Origin of the sequence: Magnetospirillum sp. UT-4 (assembly GCF_902729435.1) — a bacterium.
In the GTDB taxonomy this organism is placed as follows: Bacteria; Pseudomonadota; Alphaproteobacteria; order Rhodospirillales; family Magnetospirillaceae; genus Magnetospirillum.
In genome coordinates this window covers 67,569-81,658 of sequence record NZ_CACVCG010000057.1, presented here as the reverse complement: position 1 = coordinate 81,658, position 14,090 = coordinate 67,569, and the positions used below count along the sequence as shown (strand labels likewise).

The 14,090-nt window shown below is 69.9% G+C and carries 12 protein-coding genes; 1 reads left to right on the top strand and 11 read right to left on the bottom strand.

All coding sequences use genetic code 11. The features are described 5' to 3' along the window. Positions 1-2 precede the first annotated feature (2 nt). The 6 genes from MTBUT4_RS09455 to MTBUT4_RS09430 are packed head-to-tail and all read right to left on the bottom strand — an operon-like array spanning position 3 to position 6,729. Positions 3-1,367, bottom strand: coding sequence for a hypothetical protein (locus MTBUT4_RS09455; protein WP_173979438.1), 1,365 nt, complete (start codon positions 1,365-1,367; stop codon positions 3-5). Next, positions 1,364-2,485 carry a radical SAM protein gene (locus MTBUT4_RS09450; RefSeq protein WP_173979437.1) on the bottom strand — a complete coding sequence of 374 codons (1,122 nt, stop codon included), beginning with the start codon at positions 2,483-2,485 and terminating at the stop codon, positions 1,364-1,366. The genes MTBUT4_RS09455 and MTBUT4_RS09450 overlap by 4 nt, the downstream gene beginning before the upstream one ends. Before the next feature lie 12 nt (positions 2,486-2,497). Next, complete coding sequence (locus MTBUT4_RS09445; RefSeq protein ID WP_173979436.1) at positions 2,498-3,787, bottom strand: phenylacetate--CoA ligase family protein; 1,290 nt, start codon at positions 3,785-3,787, stop codon at positions 2,498-2,500. A gap of 22 nt (positions 3,788-3,809) precedes the next feature. Beyond that, positions 3,810-4,931: a hypothetical protein gene (locus tag MTBUT4_RS09440; RefSeq protein WP_173979435.1), complete on the bottom strand. Its 1,122-nt coding sequence runs from the start codon at positions 4,929-4,931 to the stop codon at positions 3,810-3,812. After that, a complete protein-coding gene (gene neuC, locus MTBUT4_RS09435) occupies positions 4,928-6,091 on the bottom strand; it encodes a UDP-N-acetylglucosamine 2-epimerase (RefSeq protein ID WP_173979434.1) in 1,164 nt (387 codons plus the stop codon). The genes MTBUT4_RS09440 and neuC overlap by 4 nt, the downstream gene beginning before the upstream one ends. After that, positions 6,088-6,729 (bottom strand): acetyltransferase, encoded by a 642-nt coding sequence (locus tag MTBUT4_RS09430; protein WP_173979433.1) that lies wholly within the window; start codon positions 6,727-6,729, stop codon positions 6,088-6,090. Before MTBUT4_RS09430 ends, neuC begins: the two co-directional genes overlap by 4 nt. A 128-nt stretch (positions 6,730-6,857) precedes the next feature. On the opposite strand from MTBUT4_RS09430, the gene MTBUT4_RS09425 reads away from it, so the two are divergent. After that, on the top strand, positions 6,858-7,811 hold the full coding sequence (locus MTBUT4_RS09425) for a polysaccharide deacetylase family protein (protein ID WP_173979432.1): 954 nt from the start codon (positions 6,858-6,860) through the stop codon (positions 7,809-7,811). A gap of 108 nt (positions 7,812-7,919) precedes the next feature. Here the strand turns inward: MTBUT4_RS09425 and MTBUT4_RS09420 are convergent, their stop codons facing one another. The 5 genes from MTBUT4_RS09420 to MTBUT4_RS09400 all read right to left on the bottom strand — a co-directional run bounded on the left by MTBUT4_RS09420 (position 7,920) and on the right by MTBUT4_RS09400 (position 14,004). Beyond that, a complete protein-coding gene (locus tag MTBUT4_RS09420; RefSeq protein ID WP_173979431.1) occupies positions 7,920-8,816 on the bottom strand; it encodes an NAD-dependent epimerase/dehydratase family protein in 897 nt (298 codons plus the stop codon). Positions 8,817-8,820: 4 nt separating this feature from the next. Next, complete coding sequence (locus MTBUT4_RS09415) at positions 8,821-9,741, bottom strand: SPASM domain-containing protein (protein WP_173979430.1); 921 nt, start codon at positions 9,739-9,741, stop codon at positions 8,821-8,823. A gap of 15 nt (positions 9,742-9,756) precedes the next feature. After that, a complete protein-coding gene (locus MTBUT4_RS09410; RefSeq protein ID WP_173979429.1) occupies positions 9,757-10,680 on the bottom strand; it encodes a polysaccharide deacetylase family protein in 924 nt (307 codons plus the stop codon). Then, positions 10,677-12,704, bottom strand: a complete 2,028-nt coding sequence (locus MTBUT4_RS09405) for a B12-binding domain-containing radical SAM protein (protein ID WP_173979428.1) — start codon at positions 12,702-12,704, stop codon at positions 10,677-10,679. The genes MTBUT4_RS09410 and MTBUT4_RS09405 overlap by 4 nt, the downstream gene beginning before the upstream one ends. Positions 12,705-12,810: 106 nt before the next feature. Beyond that, positions 12,811-14,004 carry a hypothetical protein gene (locus MTBUT4_RS09400; protein WP_173979427.1) on the bottom strand — a complete coding sequence of 398 codons (1,194 nt, stop codon included), beginning with the start codon at positions 14,002-14,004 and terminating at the stop codon, positions 12,811-12,813. Positions 14,005-14,090 lie beyond the last annotated feature (86 nt).

The window sequence follows — 14,090 nt, the reverse complement described above, 5'->3', positions numbered from 1 at the left end:
GGTCAGTTATGGAACGCGTCGGTGCGGGCGCCGGTGGCGGGGTCGAAGGTGGTGACGCTGGTGCGGCCGTTGCCGGTGTTGGTGGCCAGGCCGATGCGGGCCACCGCCTCCAGCGGGATGGATTCCTCGTCGAATTCGTAGAACCACCGCCGGGGCTCCAGGCCGAAGCCCAGATTGTCGTGGAACACCCGGCCCTCGCGGCTGAGATAGCAGAACCACGGCTGCGGCCCGAACGGGTCGCGGTCGAGGCGCACGTCCAGGCGATGGCCGCCATTGCCGGTGGCGGTCACCTCGACCGCGAAGCGCGCGTGCGGCGCCTCGCCCTGGCCCAGGGCGCCGCGCATGGCGGTGGCGGAATCGGCGTAGACCCATTCGACCCCGGGGTGGCGGGCCGAGATCTCCCTCAGCCAGTCCTGCATCTCGGCGATGCCCGGTTCCAGGCTGCGGAAGTCGTGGTTGGTGAAGGCCATCACCACCGGGCGGTCCGCCGCCGCCCGGAACGCCGCCTCGACCTCGGCCGGGGTGATGGCGTTGTAGCGGGCCTGCAGGTTGAGGCAGCGGGCGATGGCGCGGCGGCACTGGCCGGGGCGCTGATAGTCGTCGTGGTGGGGGTGGTAGACCACCCAGTCCAGGGGCGCCCGGCGCCAGTCGCCCCAGCGGCCGTGGTCGAGGTCGGGCTGGTCGTGGTCGTGGTCGGCATGGTTGTTGCCCATGTCGTAGGGCAGCCACTGTTCCAGGAACCAGTGGGAATCGGGGCGCTCGACGTTGAGGCCGGGGCGGTTGGCGCACGGAAACCAGTGCCGCTCCAGCACCCGGCGCGACACGATCTCGAAGATGGACGGGTCGTTGAGGTAATGGGTGGCGCAGTGGTTGGCCTGGCCGCTGAACGGGATCGGGTGGAAGTGCCAGTGCAGGCGGTCGCGCGCGCCGTCGAAGCCGTAGCGGGCGGCATAGCGGTCGAAGACGTTGTGCACCCCGAGATCGCGCCGGCGCGGATTGCGGGCGGGGTTGAAGCCGAAATGGGCCAGGCAGTGCCAGCTGACGGTCCAGGCGCCGCCCCGGCTGTCGGGGACGCGCAGGCGCACCGCGTCGGCATCGACGGCGTCCAGCATCGCCTCGATCCTGGTCCAGTCGTCGAGATAGGCCAGCTGGTCCGGGGCCAGGGTGCGCGCCACCTTGCGCGCCAGATCGGGGTCGCCCAGATCGTAGGTCCCCGCCTGCAACTGCTTCAAGACCCGGTGGTCGGGCGCCAGGTCGAGGCCGAAGATGGATTTCAGGCGCTGGAAGGTGGCCTCGACCGGCTCGTACAGCGGGCCTTCGGCATCGACGCAGTGGACCACGTACAGCATCGGCTTCGCCTCGCTCATGCCGCGTCCGCCGGGATGGGGTCGTCGGTGCCGTCCACGTACCAGGTGCACATGAAGCCGTCGTTGTCGATCACCAGGCTTTCCGGAACCTGCCACGACGGGTTCCACGCCCGCCGCTCCTTGAGCCGGAAGCCCGAGCGCAGCAGCAGGCAATTGTCCTCCTCGCGGTGGTCCCTGATGACGCCGTCATAGATGACGATCTTGCCGATGTCCGACAGCACCGCGTAATGGGGCTTGGCGCGGCCCGAGAACACGCCGCCGGCGGTCAGGCGGCGCACCAGCTCGAGGCCGCGGCGCAGCGAGGTGCGGTGGTGCGCCATGCCGCGCATGGGGATGGCGTGGAACAGGTAATGCGCCTCGATGCCGTGCCAGCGCAGCAGCTCGTAGAGCTCGGTCAGTGTCTCGGTGTCGTCGTTGACGCCCTTCAGCAGCGGATGCTGGTTGTAGATGCGGAAGCCGATGTCCTGCAGCCGCTTCAGCGAGTCGATGCTTTCCGGCCAGAATTCCAGCGGATGGTTGACGTTGCAGCCCAGTTCGAAGCGGAAGTCGGGATAGCGCCCGAACATCTCGAGCATGGCGTCGTTGATGCGGGCCGGGTCCTGGAACGGCACCCGGCTGCCGATGCGGACGATGCGCACGTTGGGGGCGTTGCGCGCCAGCTCGCCCAGGGTGAGGCCCAGCAGCGGCAGGCTCATCAGCGGATCGCCGCCGGTGATCAGCACCTCGTTGACGTCGTCGCGCAATTCGGCCGACCCGATGTAGCGGGTGGCGTGGGTGATGTCGTCTTCCTTCATGGTGCGGATCGGGTACTGGCCGCGCAGGCACCAGCGGCAATGGGCGGCGCAGACGGTGGTGGGCTCGATCAGCATGGTGCGGCGGTACAGGCGCTCGACCCCCACCACCGGCCGCCCGTCGAACAGGATCGAGACCTCGGATTCGTAGTGGCGCCGCCGGGCGTTGTCCTGCACCACCGTCTCCAGCGGGCTGGTCACGTATTGCCGGGTCAGCGCCAGCACCTGGCGGCTGTCGGGGCCGTAGGCCTCCTCCAGTTCGGCGATCTTCGCCTGCAGGAAGGGCGAGATCAGCTGGCGGAACTCACCGGTGCGCGTGCCTGCCACGTCGGTCTCCTCTCAGATCTCGTCCGCCGAGCGGACGAGGTAGCGCGCCTTGTTGGCTTCGCGCGGAATGCGCCCCATGGGCAGCCAGTGCACCTCGATGCGCACCTGGAAGGTGGCGGCGACCTTGGCGGCGATGGACGCGGCCAGATGGTCGCGTTCCGCTCCGTCGGGCAGGTCGGTCTCGAACAGCACCTCCAGCGCCCCGCAATCGCCGTCCTTCGGCCGCACCACCCGGTAGAAGCGGCTGAGCGCCGGCTCGAAGGCGGGAATGACCGATTGCAGCGCCTGCGGAAAGAAATTGACCCCGCGCAGCACCAGCATCTCGTCGGAACGGCCGATGATACGGTAGCGCATGCGCAGCAGGCCGTCATCGGCGGTCTCGGCCCACAGGATCTCGGCCAGATCGTTGGTGCGGTAGCGGAACAGCGGCTGGCCCTCGCGCCGCAGGCTGGAGAACACCAGCTCGCCGGTGGCGCCGGCCTCGATGGGCAGCGGGCGGCCCGACGGATCGACCAGTTCGGCGTAGACGATGCCCCAGGCGTGGTAGACCAGGCCGTCGCGCGCCGCGTCCTCGCCGGCGATGATGGACAGCACCTCGGACATGCCGTAATTGGCGTCGATGGCGACCAGGCCGAAATCGCGCTCGATCCCGGCCCGCACGCCGGGCACCTGCAGCAGCCCCTCGCCGCCGAAATAGCCCCGCTTCAGCCCCAGTTCGGCCGGATCGAGGCCCAGTTCGGCGCGGCAGCGGTCGCGCAGGGTGTACATGTAGGACGGCGTCGACGAGATGGCGTTCACCCCCAGCGAGCGAATGGTTTCCAGCAGCAGCGAGGTGTTGCCGACCCCGAACGGAATGCCGGTCGCTCCCACCGCCTCGATGGGCAAATAGTCGGACACCCCGCCCGACCACATGTTGAAGTTGAGGCAGTGCGCCACGCGGTCGCCCGGCCCCATGCCGGCGGCCTTGAACGCCCGCGTCGCCGAGACGTAGGTGTCCGCGATGTCGCGCTGGGTCAGGGCGATGAACAGCGGCCGGGCCGAGGTGCCCGAGGTCTTGTGGATGCGCCGGATCTCCTCGGGCGGGACCGCCAGCAGGCGGCCCAGCGGCCCGTGCTCGGCCTGGTCGGCCAGCAGCTCGGACTTGGACAGCAGCGGCAGCTGCTCGAACGGGAAGCCCGGCACGAAATCGCCCGGCCGCAGCCCCAGCGCGGCGAAGCGGTCCCGCCAGAACGGGCTTTTCGCCTGGGCGCGGGTCAGCGCGGCCAGAAGCTCGGATTCCTCCTCGGGCTTGGTCAGGCGCACGGTCCGGGTTCCTTCGTCATTGTCACGGACGCCTGGTCAGCCGCGGCGCCGAGGCCGGGTCGCGCAGGACGTCCTGGTTGGAATCGCCCTTGCCGGCCCGGAAATCGGCGGGATCGGCACGGTTTTCGCCGGCGCGGCCGCCGATGGCGAAGACCATGTTGGGGGCGTTGGCACGGGCGAACTCCAGGGGTTGGAACATATAGGGTAGCCGAGGGTTGGCCGGCAAGTCCACATCCAGAGCCCGCGCCGAATCGGCCAGCAGCGCCGCCTCGGCCCGGCCGGTGGTGAAGACGTCCAGCAGCGGCGCCCCGGCATCCCGCGCCGCCGCCAGCGCCGCCGCCAGCAGCTCCGCCTCGCCGCCGGGCAGGGGGAAGAACTCCAGCAGCCGGGCCACCCGCGCCGCCGTGCCGACCACCGCCTCCAGGCGCAGCACCGCGCCGCCGCCGGCCGCGCCGATGGCCAGGTAGGGGATGAAGGGATGGCGGTCGTAGCGCCACTCCAGCCAGTCGCGGTCGCGCCCGACCCCGAACGGCGTGCGCTCGCCATAGGCCTCCAGCGCGGCGCCGGGGATGGCCCGCGCCCCGTCCAGCACCGCCGGGCGGACCGCCAGCGGCGGCACCCCGGCCGGCAGCGGCCCGGCCTCGCCCAGTTTGCCTTCCCGGTCGAGCAGGGCGCGGAAGGCGTCCGCGTCGGTCAGCGCCACCAGCCGGTGGATCTCGGGCCGCACCGTCATGCCCAGGCGCTCGAACGCCGCCGCCGACAAATCGTTGCAGCCGAAACCGCCATAGACGTCGACCGCCGCCAGCAGATGGGTGGCCAGCGCCCTTCCGCCGCCGCGCACGCCCGAGCCGTTGATCCATTCCACGTCCCAGACGCCGGTGCCGCCGCCCCACGGCGTGCGGGCGTCGAACGGCAGATAGGCGTGGATGGCGGCCAGATCGCCCGCTTGGTCCAGGATGGCGTTGACCGGCATGCGGCCGGCGCGGCGCTCGCCTTCGTACCAGCGGCAGGGCGAGCGCAGGTAGAGCCAGTCGAAATAGCGCGCCTCGGCGCCGTAATGCCCGTCGCCGTAGGTGCCCTGGAGGAAGCGGCGGACGTCGGCGGCACGGTCGGCCGCCAGGGCGGCGATCGGGATGTCGGTCACGGATCCGCTCCGGCGAACCGCTTGACGATCAGGCGGCGGTCGAGAGGAACCGTCGCCAGCACCGCCAGCACCTTTTCGACCGAGCGGCCGTCGCCGTAGGGATTGACCAGCCCGGCCAGGCCGGCGCGGAAGCCGGGGTCGAGGGCGCGGCGCCAGGCGGCGGCGATGGCGTCGGCATCGTCGGCGCAGGTGATGACGTTGGCGGGGGCGAGGCGGCCGCGCTGGCGTTCGCCGATGTTCACCACCGGCAGGCGGAACGACGCCGCCTCGATCAGGCCCGACGAGGAATTGCCGACCATGGCGTCGGCGTGGTTCAGCATCTCCAGGTACAGGGTGCGGCCCAGCGACTGGCGGTAGACGCAGCCGGGCCGGCCGGCGGCGAAGGCCTCGATGGCGGCGCGGATGGGCGCGTTGCCGGGGTCGGCGTTGGGCGCGGTGAACACCATCTGGCTGTCCATGCCGGCCGCCGCCCGCAGCAGCGCCGCCACCGCATCGGCCCCATCGCCGGGCGCCAGGGTCTCGGGGTGATAGGTCAGCACTGTCACCGGCCGTGCCGGGTCGAGCCCCAGCCCGCCCAGCACCTCGGGCCGCGGCCGCGGCCGGAAGGCCACCACCTCGTCGAGGCCGGGCTGGCCGACCACGGTGATCCGCCATGCCTCCTCGCCCATCCGGCGCAGGCGTTCGGCATGGCTTTCGAGCTGGGGAAAATGCAGGTGCGACAGCTTGGAAAGCGCGTGGCGGATGGAATCGTCCATCGCCCCCTCGGTGACGTCGCCGCCGCACAGATGCGCCACCGGCAGGGTGAAGGGCAACGCCGCCAGCGCCGCCGGCAGGGCGTCGAAACGGTCGCCCAAGACCACCAGCAGGTCGGGGCGGCGCGCCGCGAAGGCGGCCGAGAAGCCGCACACCGCCCGCCCGATGGCGTCGCCCACCGCCGCCGCGCCGTCATCGGCGGGCAACGCCGCCACCTCGACCAGGACCGGACCGAAACCGGCCGCCAGCACCTCGTCGATGGTGTGGCCGTGGGCGGGCGACTGGTGCATGCCGGTGGCGTAGACCAGCAGATCGAGGCCGGCGGCGCCCCGCACCGCCGCCATCAGCCCGCGCAGCAGGCCGAAATCGGCCCGCGCCGAGGTGACGATGCCGATGGTCCGGCTCATGGCCGCACCCGGGCGGGCACGCCCATGACGCGGGCATGGTCGGGAACGTCATCGATCACCACCGCGCCGGCCGCGACCATGGCGCCGGTGCCGATGCGGCGGCCTTCCAGGATCACCGCGCCCGGGCCGACATGGGCGAACGCACCCACCGACACCTCGCCCGACAGCGTCGCCCCCGGCGCCACATGGGCATAAAGGCCGATAGTGCAGTCGTGGTCGATGCCGGCGCGGGTATTGATGATCGCCCCGGCGCCGACGATGACGCCCGGCTGGATCACCGCGCCGGCCATCACCTGGACGCCGTCGCCGAAATCGCAATCGTCGGCCACCACCGCGTTCGGATCGATCACCGAGGCGAAGGTCCACCCCGCGCCGGCCAGCTGGCCGATCACGTCGGGGCGGCGGGAACCCGGCCCGAGCGAGCCGAAGGCGGCGATTAGATGCACGTCAGCCGGCGAAAAGCGGCCCAGCGCGCCGTCGTCGCCCAGCACCGGCACGCCGGGACCGGTCTCGCGCCCGGGATCGGCGACGACGCAGCCCAGCACCGGGACGCCCAGGCGGCGCAGCGATTGCAGCAGCACGCGGGCATGGCCGCCGCCGCCGACGAGGATGACCGGCTTGTTCGGTACGAAGCGCATGGTGGGCCGATGGTTAGCATTGTTGCCGGAAGCGCGGAAGCGGGAAATGGCCCGGCGATTTAACCGTGGCGCGCCGGCCCGGGCTTTGGCTAAGGTGGCCGCGGCCAATTTCCGGGAACCCGCTCTCCATGACCGCCGCCTTCGCCCACGGCATGATGTTCCATCACTTCCACGGCGGGGTCCATGTCCCCAGCCAGGGCTCGCTGTCGGCCGCCGGCTTCCGCGCCATGATCGAATGGCTGGGCCGTGACCGCTTCCTGCCCGCCCGCGAGTGGGTGGACCGCGCCGTCGCCGGCACCCTGCCCGCCGGGTCCCTGTGCCTGACGTTCGACGACAACCTGCGCTGCCAGTACGACGTCGCCTGGCCGGTGATGCGCGAGATGGGACTGACCGGCCTGTTCTTCGCCATGACCAACGTGGTCGAGGGCGAGGTCAACCGCCTCGAGATCTACCGCCACTTCCGCCACGCCGGCTTCGACTCCGTCGATGCCTTCTACGGCGCCTTCCACAAGGCCGTCGCCGCCTCGCCCTTCGGGCCCGAGGTGGCGGCGCGCCTGCCCGCCCTCGACGCCGAGAACGCCTGGCCGGAATTCCCGGTCTACACCCCCGCCGACCGGGTGTTCCGGGTGGTGCGCGACGTGGTGCTCGGACAGGAGCGCTACGAGCAGGTGATGGACCTCATGCTGGCCGATGCCGGGGTCGATTTCACCGGTCTGGCGCCGCTGCTGTGGATGGACCGCGCCATGCTGCGCGACCTGCACGATGCCGGCAACCTGATCGGGCTGCATTCCCATACCCATCCCATGCGCCTCGGCCTGCTGGCGCCGGAGCGTCAGGCCGAGGAATACGGCCGCAACGCCGAGATCATCGCCGCCATCACCGGCGAACGGCCGACCACCATGTCCCATCCCGCCAACGATTACGACGACAACACCCTGGTGGTGCTGCGCCGCCTGGGCGTGGTCCACGGCATGCGCGCCAACATGGCCCTGCATCCGTACTCGGAGCTGGAATGGCCGCGCGAGGACCACGGCAAGATCGCCGCCGACATGCGCGCCGCCGGGATTGCCCTGCCCGCCTGAAAACGACCCGCGCCAGACTCGGCGCACCCCGACGGCCGCAAGCGCGGCCGCGCGCCTTATGGCGCGGAAGCCAAGGGGCGCGGCAGCGCCCCGCCCGGCGCCTGAGGGCTATCCCAGGTGCCGCACCCAGTCGGCGATGCCGTCGGCGAAGGGGACGTAGCGCATGTCCGGCAGCAGCGCGTTCAGCTTGCCCATGTCGTAGCAGCGATGGCCGCCGACATAGTGGTTGACGTCGGGCGCGGTGCCGCCCTCGGGCCAGTAGGCGGTGACCGACAGCTCCACCCCCAGGCAGGCGGCGATGGTCTTGTAGTAGTCCAGCTGGGTCATCAGCTGAGGCCCGGAGCAGTTGTAGTCCTCGCCCACCGATCCGGGCTGGTCCAGCATGGCCACCACGATGCGGGCGAAATCGGCGACATGAATGGGCTGGATCAGCCCCAGCCCGCCCTGCAGCAGGTGCAGGGTGCGCCCGGCCCGCATGTCGGCCAGCAGGGTCGGCGACCGGCCGTGCTTCGGGATGGTGCCGGGATTGCTGCCGGGGCCGTAGATATGGGGCGGGCGCAGGATGGTGGCCTTGACCCGGCCCTCGCCATGGGCGGCGCGGATCACCGCCTCGGCGCGGGCCTTGTGGCCGCCGATGTCGTCGCGGTCCGAGAACACCGCCTCGGATTCCTTCAGGAACAGCTTCCGGTGGGCCGGGTCATAGGCGTATTCGGTGCTGATCATGATCAGCCGCTTGCCGCCCTCGGCCAGCGCCACCGCCTGGGCGGCATCGTGGGCGTTCATGCAGATGCAGTCGATCACCGCATCGAACGGCGCCGCGTCGATCAGCGCCGCCGGGTCCTGGGTGTCGCGGTCGCAGCGCACGTGCCCGGCCGCCAGCCCGGGCGGCAGCGGCGTGACGCCGCGGGTGACCACCGTCACCGCATGGCCCCGCGCCGCCGCCTCGCGCAGCACCGCGCCCGAGACGAAACCGGTGCCGCCGATCAGCAGGATGTTCACAGGCACCCCCCTAAATTCCAACCTTGAAGCGTTCGTCGCGCTCGCGCGACTTGGCCTCCAGCAGGACCTCCTGCTTCTGGTCGTTGATGAAGACGCAATTGCGGCACAGGTCGAACCGGCCGAGATCGCCGGCCTCGTTGGCCTCGACATAGGCGGCGAACGCCTTGCCGGCGAACACCTCCTCCACGGTCTGGTGGTTGAGGTTGCCGTAGACGTTCTGGTGGTTGATGTCCATGGTGCACGAGGTGACGTCGCCATCGACGCACACCAGGAGGTCGAACGCGGCGATCTTCGAGCAGCGCATGCGCCCCGCGGTCAGGGTCCGCAGTTCAGGAAACAGGTTGGCCCAGCTGTGCGGCCGCCACACCTCGAACAGATCGACCTGGTCCCAGTAACGGGCCTTGATGCCCTCGACGTCGCCCTCGTCCTCGGGCACCAGCAGGGTGTAGATCTCGGTGGTGACCGGATTGCCCGCCGCCCGGTTGCGCTCGAGGAAATAGTCGATGGCCTCGCAGGCCTTCCTGACCTGGTCGGCGCGCTTGTACATGCGCAGGCTGCCCGCGTCGGTATAGGCCAGCAGCGAGAAGCGCATCTTGTCCATCAGCCGCTCGCCGACCACCGCGTCGGTCCAGTCCCGCTTCCACAGCGCCATGTTGGAGGAGGCGTCGATCTGATACTCGGGCATGTTGCGGCGCACGAAGCGCAGGCGCTCCAGCAGGTGCTTGTCGCAGCCGGCATCGCCCATGCCGCCGCCGAATCCCACCGGCCCCATCAGCCGGTGATTGCGGTAGACGTCCCACATCACCTTCTCGAACAGGTCGGTGGTCATGTGGGTGAGCGGACGCTCCAGCAAGGTGTCGTGGGGGCAGACCACGCACTTGCTGTTGCACACCGTGGTGGTTTCCAGCGCCAGCGACCGCAACTCGAACATCACATCCTCTCCACGTCAGGCCAGGTCCCGCACCGCATGGGTGTAGTCCTGGCGCGGGCATTCCATGACCCCGCCGGCGCCGTCCATCAGGTTGCGGAAGCCGACACGGACGCCCAGGCCCGACAGGAACGCCATGGCATCGGCATCGTAGCAGTTGCAGGGATAGGCGATGCAATCGGGCCGGCTTCCGGTGGCGGCCTCGACCGCCGCCAGATTGGCGCGCCAGTCGGCCTCGCGCCCGGCCGGCGACAGGGCGGCGGCGCGGACGGGGTGCTGGTGGGCGTGCATGCCGATCACGTGGCCCTCGGCCGCCAGGCCGCCCAGCTGGCCGGCGGTGATCCACAGCCGGTGCTTCAGGCTCTCCGGCGTCATGCCCTCGGCCGCCATCAGCGTCGCCATCACCTCGAAATAGGCGGCCTCGCCCAGGATCTCGTCGCGGACGTAGCGGAACTTGCGGTCGGCGGCGGAATAGAACGAATACTGGGCGAGATAGGTATCGGGATCGAAGCCGGCCAGCCCCCGCTCCACCGCCCCGGCGTGGGAGGATGCCGCGCACGCCCGGTCGAAGGCGTCGTAGAAGCGGTCCAGCTCGGGAAAGCGCAGGGCGCGGAAATAGCGGAACGCCTCGTTGAGATCGACCGCTCCGGTCAGCGGCAGGGTATAGGGGAACCACAGCGCGGTCAGGCCGAAATCCCGCAGCACCGGCAGCGCCACATCCATCTGGCAGGCCAGCCCGTCGTCGAAGGACAGGCACACGTCGTCGTCGCCCAGGGCGCCGGCACGGGCGCGGGCCAGCCACTCGGCGGCGGGCAGAATGCGGCGCGGGCCGAAGCGGGCGAGAAAGCCGGCCAGGCCCTCGGCGGTCAGCGAGCCGGGACAGGCCGGATGGCCGCCGCCTTCGAAATAATGGAAGATCAGGGCGCGGGCGGGCACGGTCACGCCGCCGTCGGCAGCGCGGGACGGACCGAGCGCAGCAGGGCCTTGTTGGAATATTGCAGCACCAGCTGCACCGCCAGCGCCACCGAGTTGCTGGCGCCGAACTGCTCCAGGTTCTTGCGGAACAGCTCGATGTTGTGGTCGTCCACCGACAGCTCGACCTCCGCCGCGGCATCGCCGCCGCCGTCGATGTAGCGCCCAAGCTCGGCCCGCGCCGCCGCCGACAGCCGCATGCGCCGGGACTCGCCGGTGAAGGGATACAGCATCACCCGCTCGGCGCTGAAGGCGGCGACCTCGTCGATCAGCGCCGGTTCGAGGGCGGGCAGCTCGCGCTTGACGATGGCCGACATCCAGCCGAACAGGTCGGCCTTCAACTCGGCGTCGATGGCGAGCCGCGAGGCATAGTCGTAATTCAGCTTGGGAAAGCCGTCGCGCATCAGGCCGGCGAAGCGGGTCTCGTCGAAATAATGGGCGTTGGCGCCGTCCTCGTCGTCGAACCATTCGCTGCGGGCCTGGTCGATGAAGCCGCGGAAATAGGCGGCCAGGCGCGGAAAGCGATCGGCATCGGGGGACCGCGACACCTTTTCCAGCAGGTCGATGGCGTGCAGGCCGTGGCGGGTCGAGAAATCCAGGAGCGGGCGGCCGATCTCGAGGTTCAGGCAGACGAACATGTGGGCGTGGAACAGGCGCAGTTCGAGGAAATCCTCCTCGGACATGTCCGCCGTCTCGCGGATGCAGTGCTCGTAGTCGATGGCCTTCGCGCCGCCGTAGACGCCGAAGGCGTTGGGAATGATGCGCACCTTGGACTTCAGGCCGTAGCGTTCGCGCTGGTAGTCCTCCTCCATCTCGGTGCCCTTGAGCAGGCGGATGTCCGAGATCTGCAGCTTGTCGAAGCCGCAATCGAAGGCGACCTTGATGCTGTCGACGTGGCGCCGGCGGCTTTCGGTGGGCAATCCCACCAGCAGGTCGGTGCTGATGCGCTCGCCGTCGCCATGCACCGTCGCCACCAGATCCCGCACCGTCTCCAGGCTGACGTTGCGCCGGCCGATGTGCTCCGAGACGTCGATGTTGAAGGTCTGCTGGGCGAAGGTGGGAATGCAGAGATCGCCGAGGATGCGGTAGATCTCGATGTTGCGCTTGACCATGTTCTTGGACGAATCGAGGCCGACGCCGACCACGTTGCGGTAGGTGTCGGCCAGCCGGCGCACCTCGGCCACGATCTCCAGGTCGCGTTCCAGGATGCCGATATTGGCGTCGCCGAGGAACAGGTAGAAGGGGTTCTTCGACCGGCTGAAGATGTAGTCCAGCTCGGCGAACACGGTCTCCAGCGGGTACTGGCGGATGGACTTGGTGCCGGTGGCGGCGGTGCCCCAGGCGGTGCAGTAGGTGCACTTGTAGGGGCAGCCCCGGGTGGTCTCGACGATGGGCGAGAGCGGGAACGAGGTGACGTCCATGAACCCGTCCATCCAGCCGGTCAGCCACGGCGACGGATGGGTGATGGGGTTCGCCGACGCCGACGGGCAATGGCCGCCGGTGACGAAGGCCCCGTCGGCGTCGAGGAAGCCGACCTGGGGCAGGCTCACCCGCTCGCCGATCAGGGTGCGGCGCAGGCTGCCGGGATGGGACAAAAGGTGCAGGACGATGTTGGTGAAGGCTTCCTCGCCCTCGTTCATCACATAGGCGTCGATGTCGCGGCGGGTGCGCAGGAACTCGGCGCAGCCGGCCTCGCCGCGGCGGACGTTGGGACCGCCCATCACCACGAACACGTCGGGATTGAGCGCCCGCGCCTTGGCGATCACCACCCGGTTCAGGTTGATGTTCCAGTCGTAGTTGGACAGCGCCAGGATGTCCGGCTTCTCCTCCAGCGCCTCGAGCAGGAGATCGGGGAACTTGAAGACCCGGATGTCGGCCTCGGTGCCGACGACGCTGGCCACCTTGGCGGCGACGCAGCCGACATTGAGCGGGACGCAGTAATTGTAGATGCGCTGGTTATGGATCAGGTCCGCCAGGAATACTTTGGGCTTCATTTTCGACCCTAACCAGTGAACGTCGCCGGACTCGGCGATCCTATCGGAAACCGGAGGCGCGTTGCCAGCGTTGCAGCGGGACACTTATGGAGCGGCCCCCGGGAAGTCAAGAACCGGCGTCCGCGCGGCCCAGCCCCACCTCGTCCAGCACGATCTCCCACAGCGGGGCGTCACGACTGTCCCCGGTCTTCAGGTAGTTCTCGCGATAGCGGCCATAGGCCTCGGGATCGACTTCGAGGGCGCGGGCGAGATCCACCGCCGCCGGATCGTCCACCAGCTCGACCGCCTTGCCGATGCTGCCGGCCAGCCCGAAGGTCATGTTGCGGATCTGCGGATGGAAGGCCAGCAGCGGGCTGAAGACGCAGAACAGCAGCGGCACCCCGGCCAGCACGGCGAAGCTGGCGGCGGTGCTCCAGTGCCCGATGACCAGCCGGCTGGCCGCCACCAGGCCCGGGGTGTCGCCCACCACCATGCGGCGTCGGCCGAAGGGCTGGCTGTCGCCGTATTCGGCGCGGGGATGGGCGGCGATCACCACCTCCAGCCCCAGCTCCGCCTCGATGCGGTCGAACAGGCCGCGCATGGCCGCGTGGTAGGCCCCGGCCAGGGCGACGCAGTCGCCGGTGTCCTTCATGTCGCGGTGGTAGGGGATGTTCTGGTCCAGGAAGACGGCGATGTCGCTCCGGTCCGGCCGTCCCTGGGCGATGCGGCGGCGCCAGGTTTCCACGTCGTAGCTGTGGGCGAGGATGCGGCGGGTGCGGGGTCCGACCAGCGGATTGGGGCGGATGCTGCAGCGCCCGTCATAGACCACGAAATCGGCCGGCCGGATGCCGAGCAGACCGAGCGGAAGGCGCCGGATCAGGCTTTCCAGCGGACGCATGTGGAACGGATGGGTGAGCCGCGCCTTCCACCGCTCGGCCGCCGTGGGGGCCATGGACAGCATGGGAACGATGTTGCCCTGCATGATGAGGAACGGCGCCTTGGCCCGCGACACCGCGCGCAGCGCCGGCAGGTTGGCGCTCCAGGCGCCGAAGGACTGGGCGAGAAAGACGATCAGCGCCGCCTCGTCGAGGCGCGCGGCCAGGGCTCGGACCTCCTGCCAGCGCCGCGGCACGACGATGGCGAGATCGGTCCAGTCCCGGTAATGGTCGCGTTCGAACGGGATGTGGGGAAACATCAGCTGGCCGCAATCGATCACGTCGATGGCAAAGCCGGCCGCCAGGAATCCGTCGATATGGAAACGGTCGCGGTCGCGTCCGGTGAGCGGGCTCTGCACCACGTAGACGATCCGCCGAACCTTCATCTTCCCAGCTTCGGTTTCCATTGCCAGCGGCGGCGGATGCTAGTGCATCGCCGCCGCCGAAGCCAGCGCGAACGGCCATTTGCTCT